This is a genomic window from Streptomyces sp. NRRL WC-3742 (assembly GCF_000720635.1).
Lineage (GTDB): Bacteria > Actinomycetota > Actinomycetes > Streptomycetales > Streptomycetaceae > Kitasatospora.
In genome coordinates, this window is record NZ_JOCF01000058.1 from 22,176 (window position 1) to 46,219 (window position 24,044).

Here is a 24,044-nt window from a genome sequence, read left to right on the forward strand (position 1 = left end):
CCGGGTGTACGTCCGGATGTACGTCCGGTCAGTCACCGTACTGCCCCGCGTCCCTGCCGGTCTGGCTGTGGATCACCTTGCCGAGGTTCTTCCAGCCGCTGCCCCGGGTGTAGACCAGGTTGTCGACGTAGTCGTGGTCGGCGCCGAGCAGGTGGCCGTCCTTGTCCCAGGCGATGTAGCTCATCTCGATCCGGTACGGGACGTTGCGGTTGCCGTCGTAGAGCGGCGTCACCTGGTAGAGCACGGTGTTGCCGCCGCTGTCGCCGCCGTTGACCACCGACCTCACCTTGTCCTCGAAGTGCAGCATGCTGTCCATCGGTCCGGGGTCGTCCCCGCGTGCCTTCCTCTTGCCGACGTAGGAGTTGGCGTCGGTGCCGCAGGTGACCACGTTGGACAGGTCGGTGCCGGAGCCGGAGAGCTGCTGGCCGAGCAGGTGGCAGGCGTTGATGTCCTTCGCGCTGCCGCCCCACCAGCCGGCGGTGTTGCGGGCCCAGTCGTAGCCGGCGGGCTTGATGCCGTTCTTGACGTCCGTCGTGCTGCCCGGGTGGCTGTCCAGGTAGGCGGTGTCCAGGCAGGCCGTCACGCCCGTGGGCCGCCCGCCGTTGACGGAGTCGACCGGGCCGTTGCTGACCCAGCCGACGCCGTCCTTCTTGCAGTCCGCGCCGGTGCGCCGGTTCTTGGTCTCGCCCTCGGTGCCGCCGTCCAGGCCCTCGCCGATGGCCGCCGCGACGGCGGTGATGAACGCGGTGCCGAGCGAGACGACGGTGCTGATGACGGCCGTTCCCGCGCTGACCACGGCGTCGGTGCCGAAGCCGATCGGCGGCAGGTTGATGTGCGGACGGTCGTTGGTCGGGTGGTAGTCGGGGGCCTTGGGGCGCGGGACGGTGGGCGAGGGGCGCGGGGGCGTGGGCCGCTGCGGTCCGGGGCCGGTCTTCTTGGGGCCCGTCGGGCCGGGTCGGCGCGTGCTGGGGTGGTGGGGTGCGGGCTTTTGGCGCGGGGGCGCGTAGTGCGAGCTGCCGTCGTCATCACCACCCCCGCCGCCACCGCCGCCACCGCCGCCGCCGCCGTCCGAGCTGGTGGCGGATCCGCAGGAGGCCGGACGCCAGCTGGCGCTGACCGAGCAGTTGATCGCGCCGTTGTCCACCGGGCTCTGGGCGCAGGACGGCGGCCGCTCGTACGCGCTCACCGAGCAGTTGACGCTGTGGTCGGGCAGGCACATCATCGGCTGCGCGGTGCAGGTGTCGGAGCTGCCGATCTTCTCGTTGCTGAGCTCCCACCAGAACACGTGGCAGGCCAGCTGGTAGCCCTTCTGCCCGGTCCACTTGCAGATGTCGGTGTGGCCGCTCGGGTCCGTGCGGTCCATCGGGTCGCCGCTGGCGTAGGTGAAGCGGTTGCCCTGGACGGACGGCTCGGGGTTGAGGTTCCAGGCGTCGCGGGCGGTGAAGGTGCCGGTGCCGGGCTGGTACCAGCGGGCGTTCATGTCGACGTCGCCGGTGGTCGGGTCGGTCCAGGCGCCCTGGTAGCCGAGCGAGCCGGTGCCGGAGCCGCCGCTCGCGACGGGCTTGCCGAAGGGGTCGTAGGCGGTGGAGGAGGCCAGCGTTCCGGCGGCCGGGTCCAGCGAGGCGACGACGTCGTCGTGCTGGTCGGCGATGCCGAACCGCGCACCGGTGACCGCCCCGCCGGGGCTCACAGCGGCCGTGCCGAGCAGCCCCCCGTTGGGCGTGCGGGTGTAGCGGCCGCTGCCGTCCCCGACGATCGTCGTCGACCCGCCGTCGTAGGTGAACGTGGCGCTGTTGGACCGGGTGACCCGGTCGAGGCCGTCGTAGGCGTAGGTGACGGGGCCGCGGGCGGTCATCCGGTCGAAGCCGTCGAACTGGACGGTCGCGGGCTGCGAGTTGGGCGCCGTGGTGCTGCTGAGCGTCCCGCGGGCGGAGAAGGTGTAGGTGTTGGTGCCGTCGCCGAGCAGTTCGTTGCGCTCGTCGTAGGTGGCGTTGACCCCGCCCGCGGAGGTGCGGTTCCCGGCCGCGTCCCAGGTGTAGGCGGTGGTGGTGGAGCCGTTGTTCCAGGAGGTGAGGCGGCCGGCGAGGTCGTAGGTGTACTGGTTGGCCGCCGCGCCGGCCGTACCGGTGGTGGTCTTGGAGGTCAGCCGGCTGTCGGGGTCGTAGCCGTAGCCGATGCTGGCGAGCGTGGCGCCGGTCCTGTCCTTGACGGTGTCGGTGCTCAGGCGGCCCAGGTTGTCGAAGGCGTAGGTGCGCGTGGCTCCGGCGGCGCCGAGGCGCTCGGTCTGCAGGCGGCCGGCGGTGTCGTAGTCGTAGCCGACGGTGCTGCCGGTCAGCGGGTCGGTGGCGGCGCGCAGCTGGCCGGCCTGGTTGTAGGTGTACGCGGTGGTGCCGTTGAGGTCGGTGCGGCCGGTCATGTGGCCGTCGTTGTCGTAGGTGTAGCCGGTGGTGCCGCCGGGGCCGGCGGCGGTGAGCAGCTGGCCGCGGTCGTTGTAGGTGTACGTGTCGGGGGTGCCGCTCGGGGTGCTGACGGAGAGCAGGTGCCCGGCGGCGTCGTAGCCGAGGGTGCGGGTGGCGGTGGCGGCCTCGGCGCCGGTGGCGCTCTCCTGGACGACGTTGCCGAGCCCGTCGTAGCCGCGCTGGCGCAGGACGCCGCCGGGTTCGACGAGGGCGGTGGGCCGGCCGGCGGCGTCGTAGCCGGTGGTGAAGGTGCCCTCGGCGGCGGAGGGGTGGGCGGTGGTCGGCGCCTCGACGGTGGACTCGGGCAGGCCGAGGGTGTTGTAGGTGTAGTAGGTCGGGACGTTCCTGCCGTTGGTGAAGCGGACGCGGCGCCCGAGGGCGTCGTAGCCGGTGGTGCTGGTGATGCTCCGGCCGGCGGCGACGGGTTCGGTGAGCCTGGTCAGCTGCCCGGCCGCGTCGTAGCCGTAGGTGGTGGAGTGCGCCGGGATGTCGGCGGTGTTGGTGACGGTGTCGGTGCGGGTGAGGGGGTGGCCCTCGAGGTCGTAGGTGGTGTAGCCGGTGCCGGTGGAGGCGCCGGTGGTGTCGTAGACGGTGCCGCTGAGGGCGTTGCCGAAGGTGTCGTAGGCGGTGACGGTGGAGGTGCCGTCGGGTGAGGTGGTGCGCTGGGGGCGGCCGAGGCCGTCGTACGCGGTGGTGACGGTGCGTCCGGTGGCGTCGGTGGCCTTGACCGTCTCCCCGGCCGCGTCGTAGGCGGCGGTGGCGGTGGCGCCGAGCGGCTGGGTGGAGGCGAGCTGGTTGCCCGCGTCGTCCCAGGTGTAGGTGCTGGTGAGGGCGACGGGCGCGGGGTAGCGCTCGACGACGGTGCTGGTGATGCGGCGCCCGAGGTCGTCGTAGGTGCTCTGGGCGACGGCGCCGGTCGGGCCGGTGGCGGTGAGCAGTTCACCGTTCAGGTCGTAGCCGCGCAGGATCCTGGGCACGGTGGTGCCGGTGGCGGGCAGGTCCTGTTCGACGAGGTGGCCGAGCTGGTCGTAGCGGCTGGTGGTGGTGAGCTTCAGGCCGGCCGGGTCGACGGTGCGGGCGGTGACGCGCCCGAGCGGGTCGTAGGTGCTGCTGGTGGTCGGGGTGAGGGTGGCGCCGGTGCGCGGGTCGGTGTAGGCGCTGCCGGTGGTGGCGCTCTGGTTGCCGGCCTGGTCGTAGGTGTACGTGGTGGTGGTGCCGGCGGCGTCGCGGGTGGCGGTGAGTTCGCCGAAGGTGTCGTATCCGGCGGTGCTGACGGCGTGGACGTTCTGCGCGGTGGAGGTGCGGGCCACGGGGTCGTAGACCTCGGCGCTGGTGAGCGGCCCGGTGGAGACGGTGGGCCGGCCGGCCTCGTCGTACGCCTGGGTGGCGGTGTAGTCGGCGGGGTTGGCGCCCGCGGCGTTGCCGTTGGGGCTGACGACGGAGGTGACCAGGCCCCGGTCGTTGTAGCCGTAGGTGATGACGGAGTCGGCGCCCTGGCCGCCCTTGACGGTGCGCTTGAGCACTTCGCCCATCACGTCGTAGGCGTAGTCGGTCTCCTGCCGGTCGGCGCCGCCGGTGCGCACGACGCTGAGGACGTTGCCCGCGGCGTCGTAGGTGTAGGCGGTGGCGCGGTTCAGCCCGCCGGGGTCGGTGACGGTGCCGGTGGTGCGCCCGGCGGCGTCGTAGGCGGTGACGACGGTGGTCCTGCCGCCGCCGGTGACCTGCTCGGTGAGGTGGCCCGCGGCGTCGTAGCCGAGCTTGCCGAGGACGACGTTGCGCAGGGTGCCGTCGGCGTTGTGGTAGCCGTCGAGGTCGGTCTCGGCGACGGTGTCGTCGTCGTTGTAGTAGGTGTGCCTGGTGCGGCCCATGGCGTCGGTGACGGTGGCGAGACGCCCGGCCGGGTCGTAGGCCCGGGACTCGACGACCTGCCAGTGCGGGGCGACGGGGTTGACGCCGGTGCCGGTGAAGTTGGAGACGGCCGTCTGCTGGAGCCAGCCGGTGGGGGCGAACAGGTACTGGTAGTTGGTACCGGACGGGTCGGTCCTGCTGGTGACCTGCCCGTACACGTCGTAGCCGTAGGTGGTGGTGTGCCCGGCGGCGTCGACGGCCTTGTTCAGGCGGTCGGTGGTGCTCTCGTACGTCCAGGTGGTGGTGCGCGGCTGGTCGCCGCCGGTGGTGTCGGAGACGGTCTCGGTGAGCGGGTCCCCGTCGACGTCGTAGACGGTGGCGGTGCGCCGGGTGTGCCTGGTGCCGGTGACGGCGTCGGTGGTGTACGGGTCGGTGCGGGTGGTCAGGTTGCCCTGGCCGTCCCAGGCGTAGGTGGTGACCAGGGTGCGGGGCGCGGCGGGCGGGCCCGCGCTGCCGCCGGGGCAGTCGGCGCAGGTCTCGGAGGTGTCGAGGAGGCGGCCGAGGTTGTCCTGGTGGTGGGAGACGACGTCGCCGGCGGGGCTGGTGGTGGCGGCGAGGTCGCCGTTGTGGCGGTACTGGTAGGTGGTCAGCTGGCCGGCCGGGACGGCGGCGGCCGTCGGGTACTGCGCGGCGTCCAGCGCGACGCTGCGGCTGAGCGCCAGGCCCGCCGGGACGGTGGAGCCGTCGGCTGCGGTCTCGGTGCCGGCCGTCCAACTGGTGTAGCTGACACGGCCCTTGGGGAAGTCGGGCGTGGCCGGTGTGGTGGCCGAGAGCAGCTGGCCGGTGCTGTTGTACGTGTACGTGGTGGTGTAGGTGGTGTCCGAGGGGCCGCTGGAGCGGGCGTCGGAGGTGGTGAGCAGCTTGTCGGCGCTCGGCGTGGAGGGGCTGCCGAGGGAGTACGTGGCGTACGTGGTCTGGCAGTCGGCGGGGCTCTTGCAGGTGGTGCGGGAGACGGTGTTGCCGTGGGCGTCGTGGCCGGTGGTGACGGTGTGGCCGTCGGGGTCGGTGACGGCGTAGAGGAAGCCGCCGGTGTCGTAGGCGTAGCGGGTGGTGTTGTTCCAGGCGTCGCTGCTGGAGATCAGCTGGGAGGTGCGGGTGTCGTAGCGGTGGGTCAGGGTGTTGCCGGTGGGGTCGGTGACGGTGGCGGTGGTGACGGCCGTGGCGGTGCCGGCGTTGCCCATGGCCTTGTAGTGGGCGCCGACGGTGGCGTCGCCCAGGCGGTTCGGGTAGTAGGCGACCTCGGCGATGGAGCCGTTGAAGTAGCTGTTCCCGGCGCTGGGCCAGTTGTCGACGGTGCCGGCGCCGATGTAGGCGTAGCCGCTGCCGTTGTAGGTGATCGGCACGCCGCTGGTGTTGGTGGCGGTGGTGGTGCCGTCCAGGTAGAGGCTCTGGCCGTTCCTGTCGGCGGCGAGGACGACCTGGTGCCAGGCGTTGTCGGTGACGGTGCGGTCGGAGGTCATGGCGTACGGGGCGGCGCCGAGCCAGAACTCGCCGTGGAGCCTGTTGTCGGTGCCGACGTACAGGGCGGGGTTCCAGGCGTTGGCGCCGGGCGCGTGGGCGGTGCCGAGCGGGAAGTCCTGGTAGGCGTAGAGGACGCCGGAGGTGGAGGTGCGGAACCACAGTTCGACGGAGGCCGCGCCCTGGGCGGGTGAGGTGGTGCCGGGCAGTTGGAGCACGGTGCTGGTGCCGTTGAAGTTCACCGCCCGCTGGCTCGGGTCGGAGCTGGGGCCGCCGTTGTTGAGCCAGGCGTCGCTGTAGGTGCCGGCGTTGCCCTCGGGCAGGGCGGTGCCGAGTTCGTCGGCGGCGTAGGCGCTTCCGGCGGGGTCGTCCAGGCGCCAGTAGCCGATGGGGCCGCCCTGGACGATCATCGCGCGGTAGGCGTTCGCGGCGTCGAGGCCGTTGCCGGTGGTGGCGGTGGTGGCGCCCTGGTAGTACGCCTTGACGGTGTTCGGGTCGAGGGCGTAGCGGAAGAGCGCGAAGTCGGCGAGGCTGCCGGTGAAGCGGCCGGCGGTGTCGGCGGGGGCGGCGGGCCAGCCGCCGCCGATGGTGCCGGAGCCGAGGTAGGCGACCCCGGAGCCGTTGTAGGCCAGGGGCAGGGTGATGGGCGCACCGCTGGGGGCGCCGTCGAGGTAGAGCTGTTCGGTGTTGCCGGTGGAGATCAGGGTGGCGAGGTGCCACGCGTTGTCGGTGACGGTGGTGGCGCTGACGGTGGTGGTGGTCGTGGCGGCGAAGGCGCCGTGCAGCTTGTTGTCCGTGCCGACGTACAGGGTCGGGTTGTAGAGGCTGACGGGCTGTCCGATGGGGGCGTTCTGGTAGCTGTACAGGACGCCGGGGCCGGCGGTCCTGAACCAGAGCGTGACGCTGGTGTCGTTGTAGGGCTTGGGGACGGCGGTGGGCGGCAGCTGGATCATGGAGCCGTTGGCGCCGGTGAAGCCGGTGGCGGTGGAGGTGCCGGAGACCCAGGGGCCGGGCCGGCCGCCGACGGCGGTGTTGACCTCGGTGCCGCGGTTCTGCAGGAGGGCGGCGGAGGAGACCAGTTCGGTGGCCTGGTTGCCGGTGCGGTCGTCCAGGCGCCAGTAGCCGGTGGGGTGGGCGGAGACGATCGCGGTGTCGTAGGCGGAGGGCTGTGCTCCGCCGCCCTGGGGGGCGCTCTGGTTGAGGGCCTGGTTGTAGAGGGAGGTGACGGTGCCCGAGCCGAGGCCGTGGGGGAAGAAGGCCGCGTCGGCCATCTGGCCGGTGAAGTGGCCGAAGGGTGTGGTGGCGGCGCTGGGCCAGTTCTCGGCGTTGCCGGCGCCGAGGTAGAGGTAGCGGGTGCCGTTGACGCCGATCTGGCCGGTGGCCGGTCCGGCGCTCAACTGGCCGTCCAGGTAGAGGTTCTGGGTGTTGGCGTTGTCGGCGGAGAGCACCGCGAAGTGCCATTTGCCGTCGTTGACGGCGGCGGCGCTGGTCATCGGCGTGACGTAGCCGTTCCAGAACTCGCCGTGCAGCTTGCCGTCGGTGCCGACGTACAGGGTCGGGTTCCAGGCTTGGGTGCCGGGGGTCTGCGGCGGATCGAGCGGGGTGCTCTGGAAGCCGACGAGGGTGCCGGTTCCGGTGGTCCTGAACCACAGGGCGATCGCGGCGGGGCCCTGGGTGGGGATCATGGTGGCGGGCAGCTGGACGGCGGAGGTGGCGCCGTCGAAGGTCGCGGATCCGGCCGAGCCGGTCATGGGCCCGGCGGCGCCGAGCTGGACGTTGGCGTAGGTGCCGTTGGCCGGGTCGGGCCGGGCGGCGTAGACCTGGTTGGCGGCCGAGGTGCCGTTGCCGTCGGACAGGCGCCAGTAACCGGCGGGGTGGGCGCCCATGACCTGGCCGCGGTACTCCTCGGCGGAGCCGGAGACACTGGGCCTGGCGATCTTCCAGGTGCCGCCGTTGGCGTCGGTGACCTGCTGGGCGCGGTCGCCGGCCGCGTCGTAGGCGACGGACAGCTTGGACTTGCCCGAGGGCAGCTTGATGCCGGTGAGCTCGGCCGAGGGCCTGGCGCCGGTCTGGGCGAGGGTGGTGACGGCGGGCTGGCCGAGGGCGCGGTTGTAGAAGGCGACGTCGGAGATCGCGCCGTTGAAGTAGAGGGCGTGGCCGGTGTTGTCGCTGCCGTTCTGGAACGGCTCGTCGGGCCAGCCGCCGCCGATGAACCCGGCGCCGACGGTCTCGACGCGCTGGCCGGGGGCGATGACCTGGCCGCTCATGCTGCCCTGGGCGTTGCCGTCCAGGTAGAGGGTCTGGCTGGCGCCCGCGGCGGTGAGCAGGGCGTAGTGCCAGTTGCCGTCGTTGACGGGCGCCGCGGAGGTGATGGGGGTGGTCCAGCCGTTCCAGAACTCGCCGTAGAGCTTGCCGGAGGTGCCGACGTACAGGGCGGGCGTGTAGTAGCCGGGGGTGGTGGGGGTGTTGAACTGCCCGCTCTGGTAGCCGAAGAGCACACCGGAGGAGGTGGTCCGGAACCACAGGCCCACCGAGGTGTACGAGGAGGTGTCCAGGATGCTCTGCGGCAGGGAGACGACGCCCGACTTCCCGTCGAACTGGGCGGCGGTGGCGCCGGTGGCGGTCGGCCCGGGCACGCCGAGGGTGATGCCGCTCGCGGAGTAGGTCGCGTTGTCGGCGCCCTGGTTCTCGATGATCTCGCCGGCGGCGGTGGTGCCGCTCGCCTCGCCCAGGCGCCAGTACGAGGCGGGCGTGGAGTCGACGACGGCGGAGCGCAGGTGGGAGCCGGGGGTGTAGGTGTACGTGGTGCAGGCGGGGGCGGTGTTGCCGCCGGTCGGCGGGGCGCAGACCTGGTCGAGCTGGTCGGGGTTGGCCGCGTTGTAGCCGTACGTCCAGGTCTGGGCGGTGCCCTGGTCGGTGCCGGTGGCCGGGTCGGTGGCCACGGAGGCGACGTGCCGTCCGTCCGCCGTCCACGTGAAGTGCAGGGCGCGGCCGGAGGAGGTGTCGGTGACGGTGTCCAGCTTGCCGCCGGTGTAGTGCAGTTGCTGGCTGTGGCCGGCGGCGTCGTAGACCGCGGTCAACAGCCAGGTGCTGCCCGCCTGCGTCTTGAAGTCGTAGCGGACGCCGCCCTTGGTGGTGAGGTTGAAGCCGCCGCCGAAGCCGGCGGAGTAGGCGGCCAGGCTCTCGTACTCGCCGCTCGGGGAGACGTAGTACTGCTGGTCGTCCGGCTTCTGGCCGAAGCGGGCGGAGCGGCCGTTCTGGTCGGTGAGCACGATGTTGCCGGTGCCGTCGTTGTCCCCGACCAGCTGCATGTCCAGCGGGGTGGTCCAGCCGGCGCCGAACAGGTGGGTGGTGGCCGGGTCGAGGGAGTTGTAGGAGCGGCTGACGGCGAGCGTCGGGCCGACGGCGACGACCGAGGCGTCGGTGGCCTGGGTGGTGTAGTTGCCGACCTTGGCGTCGAAGGGCCGGCCCGCGCCGTCGCCCGCCGAGCCGCCGAGGTGGGAGGTGATCACCGGCTGCTGCACCTGGGTGGAGAAGGGCGCCATGCTCGTCCAGGGGCTGCCGGTCTGGCCGTCGCCGATCTCGGCGTTCCACAGGTAGTCGGTGTTCCAGGCGAGCTTGCCCGCGGGCACGGCCCAGGAGGTGCCGGACTGCCAGCCGGAGTCGGCGACGACCTGGGGGCTGCCGGAGGCGGTGGAGTAGACGCGGAAGTCGTAGGACAGGCCCGTTCCGGGGTAGTTGTCCGGGTCGTGGCCGGTGGCGTACAGCTGCGGGGTCAGGGTGCCGACCACGGTGTTGCCGGGCGGGGCGGTCGCGTCGATCTGCGGCGCCGCGTTGACGGCGGAGACGTTGCCGGTGCAGTTGCCGAAGGGCACGTTGTACGAGTCGTGCAGCGAGGTGGTGCCGTTGACGTAGCCGTCCCAGCAGACGGTGTAGCCGGTGCCCGGGCGCATCGCGGGCAGGGTGGCGTTGAAGGTGGTGGTCTCCCCGGTCTTCACCAGCCCGGGCACGCCGGTGCGCGGGGCGTTGCCGGCGGGCCACTGCTCGTGCCAGGCGCTGTCGAAGTAGCGCGGCAGCACCTGCATGCTGGAGGAGTTCCACCAGTTGGCGGCGAGGTTGGTCAGGTGCAGCGTCTGGTAGCCGGCGGTGGTGTTGGTCGGCGGGGTGTAGCTGTTGTCCGGGTTGTAGGCGGCGGCCCAGTCGCTGTAGACGATGGACAGGTAGGGCGGCCAGGGGCTGTTGACGCTGGCGAACTTCTTCCAGGCGTAGGAGTCGGTGCTGCTGCTGGTCACCGACAGGCCGTAGTTCCAGCCGCCGTGGGCCCAGCTCTCGATCAGCTGGGAGCCGGCGTCGTTGTGGGACTGGCCGAGGTGGACGGTCTTCCACTGGGCGCCGCCGCAGGTGTCTCCGGCGGCGAAGCTGTCCGAGCCGAGCTGCTGGCCGATGCTCACGCCCGGGAAGGAGTTGATCCCCGAGGGGTTCCAGGCGGAGGTGATCTGGTTGATGGTGACCTGGCGGGCGTCGCAGGAGAACGAGTGGACGTTGTCCATCGTCAGGTCGACGGCCTCGATGTAGTTCTGGCCGATGTTGGCGACGCTCGGGAAGTACAGGTAGGAGTTGGCGACGTCCGCGCCGCCGTCCCAGGTGCCGACCTTGAGGACGGAGTCGGTGGAGTAGTTCGCCGAGTCGTTGGTCATCACGTAGGTGGACTGGCCGACGTTGACACCGCTCTGCGTCGTCGGGTCGACCTGGATCGGGAAGACGCGGCGGGGGTCGTGCACCCACGCCTCGTCGAGGTCGAGCTGGATCGCCTGCCCGCCGCCGTCGTTCACCAGGTGGTAGGTGATGCCGCCGCTGCGGGCGCCGTCGCCGGAGGCCGGGTCGACGGCGGAGTCCATCATGAAGCCGCGCGGGATGGACATCCGCACGGCGCCGGAGGCGTCCTTGAACTGGATCTCGCCGCCCTCGCCGAGCACGGCGCTCAGGCCGGTGGTGTGCAGGGGGAAGGTCCAGCGGGTGGGGGCGGAGGCGTCGCGCAGGACGAGGGTCTCCTTGATGCCCTGGGCGAGGCCGTTGTACGTGACGTCGGCTCCGGGGCGGGCGCCGGCGTAGGTGAGCAGGTCGCCCTTGGCGGTGCCCTGGGCGGCGGTGGCGTCCTTGAGGCCGTAGGAGACCTTGTGGTCGGCGTCGAGGGTCCAGGTGAGGAGGGCCTGGTCGTCGGCGCGGGCGGCGAAGCTCGCCTGGAGGTCGTTGGCGCCCTCCGTCCAGCGGCCGTCCTTGCCCGGGGTGAGCGCCGTGTCGATGTCGGCCCAGGTGCCGTCGGGCTTCTTGTAGTGCACCGGGCGGGGGTAGACGCGGACGGTGTGGGTGCCGTCGGGGTTCTGGTACGTGGACGTGGTGCCGGTGCGGGCGGAGGGGACCTCGGTGCCGCCCTTGTCCTGCGGGGCGGCGTCGTGGTGGCCCGCCGACTGCGGAGCCTTGACGGCCTTGCCCTCGACGGGTGCCTGGGCGGCGCCGGAGTGCTTCGGGCCGGTGTCCGTCTCCCCGGGGCGGCGCTCGCCCAGCTCGCCGGCGGCGGGCGTGTGGCCGGCGCCGGGCCCCTTGGGGGTGCGGCTGGTCTCGTCGGCGCCGACGCGGTGGCCGCGGCCCTCGGCGCTGCCGGTGCGCTGCTCGGGGGTGGTGACCCTGCCCTGCGGCGTGGGCGCGTGGGCGGCGGCGAAGGCGTCCGCGTCCTGGAGGCCGAGGGTGAAGCTGACGGCCAGTGCGCTGGCCAGGGCCACCGCGCGGACACGGGCCCCCAGCCGTGAGGTCCCGCCACGGGTGTCGTGGACGGACGTGACGGATCTGCGCATGCGAGGCCCCTCCAGGCTGCGTCGACCGAGCCTGGACGGTTGCCCGATCAGCGCATTTCCTACCGGTGGGGGCCCGCGGGCGTACAGGGTCGTCGTGATCGCCGGGAAGGGCTTTGAGCCTATTTGATCATGATCATCCACATCTGAAAGGTGAAAGTTTTACCAGTTGATTGCCGGGGACACCGCAACCGGGCGGCGGGGGGCGAAGGTGGGGGTGAGGGCGCGGGGCGTTACGGGATCGCCACCGCCGCGCCCGACACCCGCACCCGGGCGTCCCCGCCCCGCAGCTCCACCCGCAGCACCCCGGGACGGCCCAGGTCATCGCCCTGGTGGAGGGTCAGCACCGCCGGGGCCTCCACCGCTCCCAGCTCGCGCAGGTACGCGCCGAAGGCCGCCGCGGCGGCGCCCGTCGCCGGGTCCTCCACCACCCCGCCGACCGGGAACGGATCGCGGACGTGGAACACCTCGGGGCCCTGCCTCCAGGCGAGTTGAAGGGTCGTCAGATCACGCGCCCGCATGTAGGCCGCCAGCCCGTCGAAGTCGTAGTCCAGGCGCGCCAGCCGCTCCCGGGTGGCCGCCGCCAGCACCAGGTGCCGGGCGCCCGCGTAGGCGATCCTCGGCGGCAGCCCCCCGTCCAGGTCCCCGGCCGACCAGCCCAGCAGGGCGAGCGCCTGCGCCACGTCCTCCTGCGACACCGCCTCGGTGTGCGGCTCCACGCTGGTGAGGGTCGCGCGCAGCACGCCGTCCTCGCCGCGCTCGATCTCGACGGGCACCGGGCCGGCCGCCGTCTCGAAGAGGTACGCGCCCGGCCCGCGCCGGTCGGCGAGCGCGACGGCGGAGGCGACGGTGGCGTGGCCGCAGAACGGCACCTCGGCGAGCGGGCTGAAGTACCGGACGCGGTAGGTCCGTTCGCCGTCCCCCGGGGTGAGGAAGGCCGTCTCCGAGTACCCGAGCTCGGCGGCGATGGCGAGTTGGCGCTCGTCCGCCAGCCCGGTGGCGTCCAGCACCACCCCGGCGGGGTTGCCGCCCTCGGGGCGGGTGGCGAAGGCGGCGTAGCGCAGGATCTCGGGTGCGGCGGCGTCAGCGGTCATGCCCGGACGAACGTGTTCCGCCCGGCGGCTGTTCCCGGCTCGGCGCAGGCCGACCGCCGGACGGGCGGGGCGACTGTTCCCGGGTCGGCGCAGAACCATCGCCGGACGCGCGGGGCCACCGGTCCCGGCTCGGCGCAGGACCGCCGCCGGACCAGCGGGGCCGCCGTTCCCGGCTCAGCGCAGGACCGCCTCCAGCAGGTCCGAGCCCAGCCGGGCACCGGCGGCGAGGTCCAGCTGGTACAGCACGTACCGTCCGCGCCGACGCGTCGTCAGCAGCCCGGCCCGGCGCAGCACCGCCAGGTGCCGGGACACCTCGGGCGCGGTGAGCTGCCAGGCCGCCGCCAGTTCGCCCGTGGTGTGCGGGCCGCGCGCCATCGTCCGCGCCAGGCGCAGCCGGACGGGGTGGGCGAGCGCCTCCAGCCGCTGCTGGACCATCGCGAGCGAGACGGGCTCCGGCACGCCCGCCTCGGCGACCGGGTACTGGACCACGGGCCGCCAGCCGCGCGCGTGCACCACCAGCAGGTGCGGGCGGCCGAAGGCGGTGGGGATGAAGGTGACGCCCCCGCTCCTCGCGGCGTCGGTGGAGTTGTCCTGCAGCTTGTCGATGACGATCCGCCGCCGCCCGTCATCGTCCCCTTCGAGGCTCACGGACCGCGAGACGCCCGCCAGCGTCTCGGCCAGCCCGTGCCGGGCGAGCAGGTCGGCCTTGCGCCGGGCGTCTGCCGCGAGGTCGGGCAGCACCCGCTGCCAGGCGTCCGCGAAGAACGCCGCCCCGCAGTCCTCCAGCATCCGCCGCACCAGGGCCCGGACGGCGGGCGGGTCGGCGAGCAGCCGGTCGGCGAAGGCCGCCTGCCGGGGGCCCCGGGCGAGGGCGAGGTCCCTGGCCCGCTCGCCCGCGACCGGGTCGGTGAGCGGGGACCCGAGGCGGCGGGTGAGCCGCGAGGAGCCGCAGGTGGTGATGAGGGCGGCGGCCACGTACGGCTCGTCGTCGATCCGGTCGACGGCGTCGAGTTCCTCGGCGAGGTTCGCCCCGGGCAGCCCGGGCACGAGGAAGTCGGCCCGGGAGGAGCGCCAGAGGAAGTCCGCCTCCAGCAGCCGTTCGGACAGCTCGGGCGGGATCGCGGCGGTGGTGCTCGCCGCCCAGCCGTGCAGCCCCGGGTGGTGCGCGGGCTCGGCGAGCACGTGCAGCATGGAGGTCAGCTCGGCGAGCGGGGACGGGGTGAACAGCAGGCGCTCCTCGGGGAGGCCCGTGATGTCGATGGTCAAGCTCACGGGGCCGATCCTCCCACCCGGGAGTGACCCCACCGCCGTCGATTGACGGTGAACGTCAATCCACGTGCCAAGCCCTGCGACCAGGGCGGACGGTACCGGCCATGACCCTGATCCAGGAGAAGTCCGCCCACACCACCGAAGCCGACGACGGCGCCGACGCCGACGCCCGCCGCCCCGGCCCGCTGCGCCTCCTCACCTCCGCCGGCGGCCCCCGCTACGCCGCCGCCCTGGCGGTGGACGCCGTCGGCGGCGGCCTGCTGCGCCCGTTCCTGCTGCTGTACGGCGTCGGCGTGCTGCACCTGCACGCCGGCGCGGTCGGGCTGGCACTGTCCGCCGGGATGGTCGCGGGCCTGCTGGTCGTCCCGCTCACCGGCCGCTGGATCGACCGCGGCGCCCGCACCCTGCCCGCCGCCGTCACCCTAGCCCTGCGCGGGGCCGGCGCGCTGACCCTGCTCTCCGCCGGGTCGCTGCCGCTGTTCGTCCTCGCCGCCGTGCTGTTCGGCGTGGGCAGCCAGTCCTGGCCGACCACGCACGCGGCGGTGGTCAGCACCCTCACCGAGGGCCGGCTGCGCGACGCCGCCCTCGCCGCCGGGCGCTCCCTGCGCAATGCGGGCCTCGGCGCGGGCGCGCTGCTGGCCACCGTCGCCGTCGCCGGCGGCACGGGCGCCCTGCGCCTGCTCGCCGGCGTGACGGGCGCGGCCTGCCTGACCGCCGCCGCCCTGGTCGCCTCCCTCCGCGTCCGCGCGCCGCAGCGCCCCGCCGCCGCCGTCACCGCACACGCCGACGGGCAGGGCGAGCCGCTGCGCCGCCTCACCCTGCTCAGCCTCGCCAACCTGCCGTACGCCTTCTGCTTCGACGTGCTGGAGGTGGCCCTGCCCGCGCTCCTCGTCCTCCAGTTGCAGGTCTCGCCCGCCTGGTCCTCGGGCATCTTCGTCGGCAACACCGTGCTGGTGATCTCCCTGCAACTGTTCCTCGTGCTGCGCCTCGCGAAGCGCTCCCGCCGCAGCGTGCTGTCCGCCGCCGGCGCCGTCCTCGCGGCGTCCTACCTGGGCTTCTGGGCGGCCGGCGCCCTGGGTGGCACGACGGGCGCCGTCGGGATCGCCCTCGTCTCCGTCCTCTACACCCTCGGCGAGATCCTCTACACCGGCTCCGGCATCGCCCTGGTCACCGCCACCGCCCCGCCGCACCTGCTCGGCCGCGCCCTCGCGCGCTGGGAGTTCTCCTCGGGCGTGGGCCGCGCCGCCGCCCCGGCGACCCTGACCGCCCTCCTCGGCGCCGACCCGGCCTACCTGTGGCCCGCCCTCGCCCTCACCACCGCCCTCGCCGCGCTGGCCGTCCGCCGCCTGGCGCCCCGCACGTGAGCCGCCGCCGGAAAGCCCCCACGCTCCGGATGCGGGCGCGGCCCGCAGCGCCGATCCTGACGACGAGGCGTGCCCGGCCCGAGGAAGGATGCCCCCGCATGAGTGCGCTCGACTTCGAGATCGTCGACAGCCCCGACAGCTCGCTCAACAAGACCTCCGTCCTGGTCACCGGCCCGCAGGACGCCCTGCTGGTCGACGCCGGGTTCACCCGCTCGGACGGGCGGCGGCTGGTGGAGCGGGTCCGCGCGAGCGGCAGGCGGCTGACCACGGTGTTCGTCAGCCACGGGGACCCGGACTTCTACTTCGGCGCCCAGGAGATCCAGGACGCCTTCCCGCAGGCCCGGTTCCTGGCCACCGCCTCCACCGTCGAGCACATCCAGGAGACGTACGAGGCCAAGCTCCGCGCCTGGGAGCACCTCGGGCCCGAACTGCCCACCCGCCTGGTGCGCCCCGACGTGCTGCCCGGCGACGAACTCGTCTTCGAGGGCCACCGGTTCGAGCTGCGCGGCGCCGACTTCCACCTCCCCGACCGGCACTACCTGTGGCAGCACCACCACCGCACGGTCCTCGGCGGGGTGCTGCTCTTCGAGGGCCTGCACGTGTGGACGGCCGACACCCCCGATCCCGCCCAACGCGCCGCCTGGATCGACCTGTTGGACGGCATCGAGGCCCTGGAACCCCAGTGGGTCGCCGCCGGCCACCGCCGGGCGGACGCCCCCACCGACCTCACCTCCCTCCAGCAGACCCGCGACTACCTGCGCGCCTTCGAGACCGAGATCGGCCGCGCCTCCGACGCCGCCGCCGCGAAGGCCGCCCTCGAGCACCGCTTCCCCGGTTTCGGGCTGGGGATCGCCGTCGACATCGGCACCAAGGTCGCCATGGGCGAGATGAGTTGGGGCTGAGAGCACGATGATCGAGATCCCCCGGGACGTCGCCGGCTTCGCCGATTCCCCCGCCCCCGCCGACGTCGTCCGCCGCCAGTACCTCGCCTCCGCCCGGGGCGACCTCGCCGCCCTGCGCGCCACCCTCGCCGAGGACGTCGAATGGACGGAGATGGCCGGCTTCCCCCTCGCCGGCACCTACCGCACCCCCAAGGGCGTCACCTCGGGCGTCATGGAACGCCTCGCCGCCGAGTGGACCGACTGGACGGCCCACGACGACACCTACGTGGTCGAGGGCGAGGACGTCGTGGTCCTCGCCCGCTACACCGCCGTCCACCGGGCCACCGGCAAGCCGCTCGCCGTCCGCGTCGCCCACCACTTCACGGTGCGCGGCGGCCGGATCGTCCGCTTCGAGCAGTTCACCGACACCGCCCTCGTCCGCGAGGCGATGACCCCCTAGGCCGCCCGGCAGGCAGCCCCGCAGGCCGCCCCCGGGGCCCGTCGTTCACTCGAACGGGCGGGCCGGGCGCGCCGCGCCCGGTGCGGTCTCGACAGAGCATCGGCCCGGCGGCAGGCTGGCCCCGAAATCCCAGCGCAGAGCGAGGAGTCGAGCATGTCGGGCACCGAGGGCAGGGAGCGTCCGGTCGTCATCGTCGGCGCGTCCCTGGGCGGCGCGAAGGCCGCCGAGGCACTGCGCGCGGCCGGGTACGAGGGCGGCATCGTGCTGATCGGCGAGGAGCACGAGCGCCCGTACGAGCGGCCGCCGCTGTCCAAGGGCTACCTGATGGGCAAGGAGCCCCGGGAGAAGATCTACGTCCACCCGCCGCAGTGGTACGCCGAGCAGGACGTCACCCTGCGCCTGGGCACGGCGATCACCTCGATCGACCCGGCCGCCCGCACCGTGACCCTCGCCGACGACGGCCAGGTCGAGTACGCCAAGCTCCTGCTCACCACCGGCTCCGTCCCGCGCCGCCTGCCCGTCCCCGGCGCCGACCAGGACGGCGTGCTCTACCTGCGCCGCGTCGAGGACAGCGACCGCATCAAGGAGGCGCTGCGCCCCGGCTCCCGCCTCGCGGTGATCGGCGCGGGCTGGATCGGCCTGGAGGTGGCCGCCGCCGCCCGTACCGCCGGGGTGGAGGTGACCGTCCTGGAGGCCGCCGAACTGCCCCTGCTGCGGGTGCTCGGCCGCGAGGTCTCCCAGGTCTTCGCCGACCTCCACCGCGACCACGGCGTGGACCTGCGCTTCGGCGTCCAGGTCGCCGAACTCACCGGCGACGGACGCAGGGTGAGCGGCGTGCGCCTCGCCGACGGCACGGTCGTCGACGCCGACGCGGTGGTCGTCGGCATCGGCATCTCCCCCGCCACCGCCCTCGCCGAGGCCGCCGGCCTGGACGTCGACAACGGCATCAGGACCGACGAGCACCTGCGCACCTCCGACCCCGACATCTACGCCGCCGGCGACGTCGCCAACGCCTACCACCCCCTCTTCGCCACCCACATCCGCGTCGAACACTGGGCCAACGCCCTCAACCAGCCCCAGACCGCCGCCCGCGCCCTCCTCGGCCACCCGGACGCCGTCTACGACCGCGTCCCGTACTTCTTCAGCGACCAGTACGACCTCGGCCTGGAGTACGTCGGCTACGTCGCCCCCGACGGCTACGACCGGGTCGTCTTCCGCGGCGACCCGGCCACCCGCGAGTTCATCGCCTTCTGGCTCTCCGGCGGCAAGGTCCTCGCCGGAATGAACGTCAACGTCTGGGACGTCGTCGACCCCATCCGCCAACTCATCACCTCCCAGCGCCCGGTGGACCCCGCCCGCCTCACCGACCCCTCCGTGCCGCTCGACGAGGTCTGACCCCGGCCGGACCCGAACACCGTCACCCTTCAGACCCGGTACCACGTGGGGCTCTACTGGACCCCCATGGCCGCCGATCTGTTCAAGGACGGCAACGCGCGCGACATGTCCCCCGGCGACAACGTCGGCATCGACTGCTGGACCACCGGCACACATCAGGCACCCACCCTGCGTCCCGGCCGACTTGTACGTCGGACAGCGCACCCCAGCCGGGCCCGCCCCAACTCCTGGGGCGGGCCCGGCTGTTCTCGTCCAAGGAAAGGGCGCTACGCCTCCCGGGCCGCGCGCAGGCCCGCCGGGGTGACGCCCGTGTGCAGGCGCATGGTGCGGGTGAGGTGGCTCTGGTCGGCGAAGCCGCAGAGCTGGGCGACGGCGGCGATGGGGGTGTCGGTGGTGAGCAGCACCCGGCGGGCGCGTTCCAGGCGCAGCCTGACCAGGTACCGGTGCGGGGACTGGCCGGTGGAGGCGCGGAAGGCGCGGGTGAAGTGGGACGGGCTGACGCCCGCGACGGCGGCGAGTTCGGGGAGGGCGAGCCGGCCGTCGAGGTAGCCGTTCATGTGGTCGATGACCCGGTTCAGCCGCTTCGGTGTGAGCCCGCCCTCCGGTTCGGGCCCGGTGGGGCGGCGGGTGGCGGCGGTGCGGATGAGGTGGGCGGCGAGCGCCTGGAGCATCGACTGGGCGTAGAGCGGGTCGGCGGGCTGCGCGCCCTCGTACTCGGCGACGAGGCGTTCGACGAGCATGCCGAGGAACGGGTCGGTGAGGTGGTAGCGCGGGGCGAGTTCGAGCGGGCCCGGCAGGTCGCTCTCGGTGGCGAGCTTCTCCAGCCAGGCCGGTTCGAGGGCGACGAGCAGCAGTTCGGTGTCCTGCTCCCAGCGCGGGCGCACGGCCAGGCCCGCCGGGTTGATCAGGGCCTGCCCGGGGTGGAAGCGCTCCCGGCGCGGCCGCCCGTCCACGGACCAGTGCAGGTCGGCCGAGCGGCCGGTGTGCACCACGACGACGTGCCGCGAGGGCCCGTCCACCGCCCCGCCGCCGGCACGCTCCATTCCTCTCTCGACCACGCCCTCGTCGAGGTCGGCGCCACTGCCGGAGAGGCGGACGAGGCGCGGCTTGATCGCGGAGGCGGAAGCGGTGGAGGTGGAAGCGGTGGGGTTCGCCATGGTGTCGATTCTTCTCCGTCCGACGCTCGAACGACGAACCGAAGGAACGGATCATGGTCGATTCGTTCCAGGCCCGGCCGATTGTTCAAGCCCCGGGCCGCCCCCGGACAGGAAGGTGATCAGGCGAACATCCCCTTCGATCTGGCGAGGAGCCGAAAATCATGAGCAACACCCACTCCCTGGCGGGCAAGGTCGTCCTGGTCGGCGCGGGCGCGAAGAACCTCGGCGGGCTGATCAGCCGCAGTGCGGGCGCGGACGGCGCGAAGGTCGTCGTGCACTACCACTCGGACGCCACCGCGCCCGACGCCGAGGCGACGGTCGCGGCCGTCAAGGAGGCCGGCGGCGAGGCCGTGGCCGTCCAGGGCGACCTGACGAAGCCGGCCGAGGTGGAGCGCGTCTTCGCCGTGGCCACGGAGACCTTCGGCGGCGTGGACGTCGCGGTGAACACGGCCGGCATGGTGCTGCGCAAGCCGATCGTGGAGACCACGGAGGAGGAGTACGACGTCATGCACGCGGTGAACGCCAAGGCCGCGTACTTCTTCATCCGCGAGGCCGGCCGCCGCCTCAACGACGGCGGCCGGGTGATCACCGTCGTGACCTCCCTGCTGGCCGCGTTCACCGACGGCTACTCCACGTACGCCGGGGCGAAGGCCCCGGTGGAGCACTACACCCGGGCGGCGGCCAAGGAGTTCGCCGCGCGCGGGATCTCCGTCAACACCGTGGCGCCGGGCCCGATGGACACCCCGTTCTTCTACGGCCAGGAGACCCCGGAGCGCGTCGGCTTCCTCAAGTCGCAGGCGATGGGCGGCCGGCTGACCCGGATCGAGGACATCGCCCCGATCGTCACCTTCCTCGCCACCGAGGGCGGCTGGATCAACGGTCAGACGATCTTCGCCAACGGCGGTTTCACCACCCGGTAGCGGTCACATCGTCGCGGCGGTGGTCGCGGTCGTCGCCGCCGTCACGGCGATGACGGCGGCGAGCACCGCCCGCGCGTTCCGGATCGCCTCCCGCACGGACCGGTCGGCCCACTCGCCCTCGGCGATCTCGGCGAAGCGCGGCGCGACCGCCTTGCGCGGCACGTCCGGGAAGGCCGACCGGTGCAGGTCGGAGGCGTGCAGCAGCGCGATCAGGGCGCCGGTGCGCGCGTCCGGCTCGGCGCCGTGCAGCACCACGGCGGCCAGGCGCTCGCGCAGGGCGCGCTCCACGCTGCCGTCAGCCTCCGGGTAGCGGCGGACGGGGAAGATGCCGAGGGCCTTGTGCCGTTCCTCGGTCACCAGGCCGCGCTCGACCAGGCGCGCGAGGGTGTCGGAGGGCGCGGTGGCGCGGTCCTTGAGGAGCCAGTCGGACGCCTTGGCGGTGCGCCGCCCCTCCGCCCAGGCCACCAGCCGGCCGAGGCACCCGTCCAGCAGCGGTTCGCCGACCGGCTCCCGGCCGACGGCACTGACCTTCCCGTCCTCGAGGACCACCCGCCCGGCCAGCGCCAGCTCGGCCAGCAGCGCGCCCGGGATCGCCCAGGCCGCCCCGGCGCGCTCCTTCGCCACCCCGGACTCGTCGTCCAGCGTGAGCAGCAGGACCTCCTCGGCGAGCGTGACCTGCGTGTCCATCTACTCTTCCCCTCCACCGTTCAGTGCCTCGGCGAGCCGCCGGGCCCTGGTGTCATCATCCAGCAACGAGTGCACCAGCGCCCCGGTGTCGGTGATCGCCAGGTACTCCTCGACGGAACGCGGGTCGGAGGGCAGGGCCACGGTCTCGGTGGCGAGGGCCGCGCGGGCCCGCGCGTAGTCGAGGCCGAGGGCGGTCAGCCGCGCACCGCCCCGCTCGTCGAGGACGCCCTCGACGCCGCCGCCCTCGCGCGCCGCGAGCAGCGCCAGCAGCACGTGTTCCGTCCCGGGGGCGCTGCGGCCGAGGCGCTCGGCCTCGCGGTCGACCTGCCTGCGCAGCCGTCCGCCCGGGCGCAGCAGGCGTTTCCAGCGCTTGGCGTCCATCCGTCCCCTCCCACACCCCGCGGATTTCCTCGAACCATACCCTCCCTTTGCCTCTTCTTTATGGTCTTCTGCCCACAGGGGTCACGCCGCCGCCGAACTACCGCTCGACGGAGGCGAGTTCGCGATCGGCGCCGAGTGGCAGGTGCCAGCGGGCGCGTCGGCGCAGCGCCTCCAGGTCCTGGAGCAGCGCGGGCCCGGGCACCGCGAGCACCGGGCAGGCGGCCCTGCGTACGCAGTACGCCGTGACGGGGCGCCGGAACCCGCGGCGCAGCAGCCCGCCACTGCGCCCGAGGACGAGCAGGTCCCCGGGCCGGTCGGCGAGGCCCACCAGCGCCGGGCCGCTCTCGCCCCGGACGACCACGGCCCGCAGCGCGACGCCGGGGTCCACCCCGCCGAAGGCCGCGTCCAGCGCCTCGCAAAGCCGCCGCTCGGCGTCCTCCCGGACGGCGGCGAGCAGGGGCGGGCAGGGCGAGCGGCGGTAGCCGTACTCCCCGCCGGGCGGCTCCCAGGCGAGGACGGCCCACAGTTCGGCGCCCCGCTCCCGCGCCTCGGCGACGCCCCGGTGGAGCGCCGCCAGACTGCCGAGCGAGCCGCTGACCCCCACCATCACCCTGCCGTCCATGCGCCCGTCCTCACGTGCTTGCGTCCTACTCCGGGCCCCCAGCCAACCGCCCCTCCGGCCGTCTCCCGCCCGCGCCTGACGCCCCCTTGACGCCCCGCGCCGCGTTCCGTACGGAGTCCATACGCCTCACCCGTTCGGCCCGTTCGGCCCGGTCAGCGGGCCGGCGCACGGCGAAGCCCCGGGACGGTCCTCGGGTTCCGACGGCCGTCCCGGGGCTTCATGCCGTGCTCAGTGCTTCGCGGCCGCTTCCGGGAGGCGGCGCGAGAGGTTCATCTCCTCGACCGTGGCGACGAGGGGGGCCAGCTCGGGATTCCTGGCGGCCTCGTCCAGGGCCTCCCGCAGGGCCGCCTCGTTGGTCGGGCGGGCCGCTTCCAGGAGGGTGAGGCCGTCGGGGGTGACGTCGGTGTAGATGCCACGGCGGTCGGTGACGCAGAGGTAGCGCGAGAGCAGGCCCCGGTCCTCGAGGCGGGTGACCAGGCGGGTGGTGGCGCTCTGGCTGAGGACGACCGCGTCGGCGACCTGCTTCATCTGCAGGTGGCCGCCCTCGCCGTCGTGCTGGCGGCTGAGCACGTCGAGCAGCGAGTACTCGCGCACGCTCAGGTCGTGCCGGGCCTGGAGGGTGCGCTCGAGGTGCGCCTCGATCCGGCCGGCCAGGAGGTAGAGGGCGGCCCAGCCGTTGGCGAGGGCGGTCAGCGCGGGGTCCGTGGCGGGCATGGGCGCGGGTCTCCTTCCGGGTGCGGTGCCGTGCGGTGTCGTGCGGTTGCCGTGCGGTGCTGTGCGGCGCCTCCAGGGTACGCCGCACAGCAAATGCCCGCTCTTGCACATAGCGCGCGTCTGCAACTATTGTCGAAGCCTGTAAGGCGCACCAGCAATCACATGGAGGGCGGCACCCATGCCTCTCGCGCTCCTCGCCCTGGCCATCGGGGCCTTCGGGATCGGCACGACCGAGTTCGTGGTCATGGGCCTGCTGCCCGAGATCGCCGGCGACTACGGGGTCTCCATCCCCTCCGCCGGGCTCCTGGTCACCGGGTACGCGATCGGCGTCGTCCTCGGCGCCCCGCTGATGACCGTGCTCGGCACCCGGATCAGCCGCAAGAGGATGCTCATGATCCTCATGGGCCTGTTCGTGGCGGGCAACCTGCTCTCCGCCGCGGCGCCCACCATGGGCGTCATGCTCGCCGGCCGCGTCCTGGCCTCCCTGGCCCACGGCGCGTTCTTCGGCATCGGCTCGGTCGTCGCCGCCGACCTCGTCGCCCCCGACAGGAAGGCCGGCGCCATCGCCACCATGTTCACCGGGCTGACCGTCGCCAACATCGTCGGCGTTCCGCTGGGCACCTTCATCGGCCAGGCCGTCGGCTGGCGCGTCACCTTCACCGTCGTCGCCGCGCTCGGCGTGGCCGGACTGCTGGGGATCGCCAGGCTCGTCCCCGCCCTGCCGAGTCCCGAAGGCGCCAACCTGCGCGGCGAGTTGAAGGCGTTCCGCAACCCGCAGGTCCTGCTCGCCATGGCGATGACCGTCCTCGGCTTCGGCGGGGTCTTCGCCGCGATCACCTACATCGCCCCGATGATGACCCAGGTCGCCGGCTACTCCGACGGCGCCGTCACCTGGCTGCTGGTCCTGTTCGGCGTCGGCATGTTCCTCGGCAACCTCCTCGGCGGCCGGTTCGCCGACCGAAGGCTGATGCCGATGCTCTACGCCTCCCTCGGCGGACTGGCCGTCGTCCTGGCCCTGTTCACCCTCACCGCCCACGACAAGGTCCTGGCCGCCGTCACCATCCTGCTCGTCGGCGCGCTCGGCTTCGCCACCGTCCCGCCGCTGCAGAAGCGCGTCCTGGACCAGGCGCACGGCGCGCCCACCCTGGCCTCCGCCGTCAACATCGGCGCCTTCAACCTCGGCAACGCCCTCGCCGCCTGGCTCGGCGGCCAGGTGATCGCCGCCGGCCTCGGCTACACGGCGCCCAACTGGGTCGGCGCACTGCTCGCCGGCGCCGCCCTCCTGCTGGCCCTCCTGTCGGCCCTGCTGGAGCGCCGCACCCCCGTACGGGAGGGCGCCCTCGCCGCCCCCGTCCCCGCCCACCACTGACCAGCCGCCACTGACCGCCCGCCACCGACCGGCCCCTCCCCCGAGCCGCCGCGCGGG

Annotated in this window: 14 protein-coding genes; 6 read left to right on the forward strand and 8 right to left on the reverse strand. The window is 73.5% G+C overall.

Going from position 1 to position 24,044, the window contains the following annotated elements; all coding sequences use genetic code 11:
- Positions 1-28: 28 nt before the first annotated feature.
- From IH61_RS49710 to IH61_RS0128300, 3 genes are all read right to left on the reverse strand, one after another.
- A complete protein-coding gene (locus tag IH61_RS49710; protein ID WP_051838181.1) occupies positions 29-11,677 on the reverse strand; it encodes a LamG-like jellyroll fold domain-containing protein in 11,649 nt (3,882 codons plus the stop codon).
- Between the two features lie 230 nt (positions 11,678-11,907).
- The gene (locus tag IH61_RS0128295) at positions 11,908-12,768 is read right to left on the reverse strand and encodes a PhzF family phenazine biosynthesis protein (protein ID WP_031074892.1); all 861 of its coding nucleotides are present in this window, start codon (positions 12,766-12,768) and stop codon (positions 11,908-11,910) included.
- Between the two features lie 174 nt (positions 12,769-12,942).
- Positions 12,943-14,040: a DUF5937 family protein gene (locus tag IH61_RS0128300; RefSeq protein ID WP_031074894.1), complete on the reverse strand. Its 1,098-nt coding sequence runs from the start codon at positions 14,038-14,040 to the stop codon at positions 12,943-12,945.
- A gap of 101 nt (positions 14,041-14,141) precedes the next feature.
- On the opposite strand from IH61_RS0128300, the gene IH61_RS0128305 reads away from it, so the two are divergent.
- From IH61_RS0128305 to IH61_RS0128320, 4 genes are all read left to right on the forward strand, one after another.
- Positions 14,142-15,401 (forward strand): MFS transporter, encoded by a 1,260-nt coding sequence (locus tag IH61_RS0128305; protein WP_078911454.1) that lies wholly within the window; start codon positions 14,142-14,144, stop codon positions 15,399-15,401.
- A 98-nt stretch (positions 15,402-15,499) separates the two neighbouring features.
- Positions 15,500-16,303, forward strand: coding sequence for an MBL fold metallo-hydrolase (locus IH61_RS0128310; RefSeq protein WP_031074897.1), 804 nt, complete (start codon positions 15,500-15,502; stop codon positions 16,301-16,303).
- A gap of 7 nt (positions 16,304-16,310) precedes the next feature.
- Positions 16,311-16,742 (forward strand): nuclear transport factor 2 family protein, encoded by a 432-nt coding sequence (locus IH61_RS0128315; protein WP_031074899.1) that lies wholly within the window; start codon positions 16,311-16,313, stop codon positions 16,740-16,742.
- Between the two features lie 153 nt (positions 16,743-16,895).
- On the forward strand, positions 16,896-18,137 hold the full coding sequence (locus IH61_RS0128320) for an NAD(P)/FAD-dependent oxidoreductase (RefSeq protein ID WP_031074901.1): 1,242 nt from the start codon (positions 16,896-16,898) through the stop codon (positions 18,135-18,137).
- 266 nt (positions 18,138-18,403) lie between these two features.
- Here IH61_RS0128320 and IH61_RS0128330 read toward each other — a convergent pair whose 3' ends face one another.
- Entirely contained in the window at positions 18,404-19,294 is an 891-nt protein-coding gene (locus IH61_RS0128330; RefSeq protein ID WP_031074903.1) for a helix-turn-helix domain-containing protein, read from the reverse strand.
- A 161-nt stretch (positions 19,295-19,455) separates the two neighbouring features.
- Between IH61_RS0128330 and IH61_RS0128335 the strand changes: the two genes are divergently transcribed.
- Entirely contained in the window at positions 19,456-20,214 is a 759-nt protein-coding gene (locus tag IH61_RS0128335) for an SDR family oxidoreductase (RefSeq protein ID WP_031074905.1), read from the forward strand.
- A gap of 3 nt (positions 20,215-20,217) precedes the next feature.
- On the opposite strand, the gene IH61_RS0128340 is transcribed toward IH61_RS0128335, so the two are convergent.
- The 4 genes from IH61_RS0128340 to IH61_RS0128355 all read right to left on the reverse strand — a co-directional run bounded on the left by IH61_RS0128340 (position 20,218) and on the right by IH61_RS0128355 (position 22,618).
- Positions 20,218-20,901 (reverse strand): GOLPH3/VPS74 family protein, encoded by a 684-nt coding sequence (locus IH61_RS0128340; protein ID WP_031074908.1) that lies wholly within the window; start codon positions 20,899-20,901, stop codon positions 20,218-20,220.
- The gene (locus tag IH61_RS0128345; protein ID WP_031074910.1) at positions 20,902-21,282 is read right to left on the reverse strand and encodes a Clp protease N-terminal domain-containing protein; all 381 of its coding nucleotides are present in this window, start codon (positions 21,280-21,282) and stop codon (positions 20,902-20,904) included.
- Between the two features lie 97 nt (positions 21,283-21,379).
- A complete protein-coding gene (locus IH61_RS0128350; RefSeq protein WP_031074912.1) occupies positions 21,380-21,904 on the reverse strand; it encodes a universal stress protein in 525 nt (174 codons plus the stop codon).
- Positions 21,905-22,132: 228 nt separating this feature from the next.
- The gene (locus IH61_RS0128355) at positions 22,133-22,618 is read right to left on the reverse strand and encodes a MarR family winged helix-turn-helix transcriptional regulator (protein ID WP_031074914.1); all 486 of its coding nucleotides are present in this window, start codon (positions 22,616-22,618) and stop codon (positions 22,133-22,135) included.
- A 178-nt stretch (positions 22,619-22,796) separates the two neighbouring features.
- On the opposite strand from IH61_RS0128355, the gene IH61_RS0128360 reads away from it, so the two are divergent.
- Positions 22,797-23,987 carry an MFS transporter gene (locus IH61_RS0128360; protein ID WP_031074917.1) on the forward strand — a complete coding sequence of 397 codons (1,191 nt, stop codon included), beginning with the start codon at positions 22,797-22,799 and terminating at the stop codon, positions 23,985-23,987.
- The last annotated feature ends 57 nt before the right edge of the window (positions 23,988-24,044 follow it).

What these genes read in the sequence shown, in the direction of transcription:
- IH61_RS49710 (WP_051838181.1), bottom strand. Translation starts at nt 11,677, where the DNA reads ATGCGCAGATCCGTCACGTCCGTCCACGACACCCGTGGCGGGACCTCA.
- IH61_RS0128360 (WP_031074917.1), top strand. Translation starts at nt 22,797, where the DNA reads ATGCCTCTCGCGCTCCTCGCCCTGGCCATCGGGGCCTTCGGGATCGGC.
- IH61_RS0128350 (WP_031074912.1), bottom strand. Translation starts at nt 21,904, where the DNA reads ATGGACGGCAGGGTGATGGTGGGGGTCAGCGGCTCGCTCGGCAGTCTG.
- IH61_RS0128330 (WP_031074903.1), bottom strand. Translation starts at nt 19,294, where the DNA reads ATGGCGAACCCCACCGCTTCCACCTCCACCGCTTCCGCCTCCGCGATC.
- IH61_RS0128320 (WP_031074901.1), top strand. Translation starts at nt 16,896, where the DNA reads ATGTCGGGCACCGAGGGCAGGGAGCGTCCGGTCGTCATCGTCGGCGCG.
- IH61_RS0128340 (WP_031074908.1), bottom strand. Translation starts at nt 20,901, where the DNA reads ATGGACACGCAGGTCACGCTCGCCGAGGAGGTCCTGCTGCTCACGCTG.
- IH61_RS0128310 (WP_031074897.1), top strand. Translation starts at nt 15,500, where the DNA reads ATGAGTGCGCTCGACTTCGAGATCGTCGACAGCCCCGACAGCTCGCTC.
- IH61_RS0128345 (WP_031074910.1), bottom strand. Translation starts at nt 21,282, where the DNA reads ATGGACGCCAAGCGCTGGAAACGCCTGCTGCGCCCGGGCGGACGGCTG.
- IH61_RS0128335 (WP_031074905.1), top strand. Translation starts at nt 19,456, where the DNA reads ATGAGCAACACCCACTCCCTGGCGGGCAAGGTCGTCCTGGTCGGCGCG.
- IH61_RS0128315 (WP_031074899.1), top strand. Translation starts at nt 16,311, where the DNA reads ATGATCGAGATCCCCCGGGACGTCGCCGGCTTCGCCGATTCCCCCGCC.
- IH61_RS0128355 (WP_031074914.1), bottom strand. Translation starts at nt 22,618, where the DNA reads ATGCCCGCCACGGACCCCGCGCTGACCGCCCTCGCCAACGGCTGGGCC.
- IH61_RS0128295 (WP_031074892.1), bottom strand. Translation starts at nt 12,768, where the DNA reads ATGACCGCTGACGCCGCCGCACCCGAGATCCTGCGCTACGCCGCCTTC.
- IH61_RS0128305 (WP_078911454.1), top strand. Translation starts at nt 14,142, where the DNA reads ATGACCCTGATCCAGGAGAAGTCCGCCCACACCACCGAAGCCGACGAC.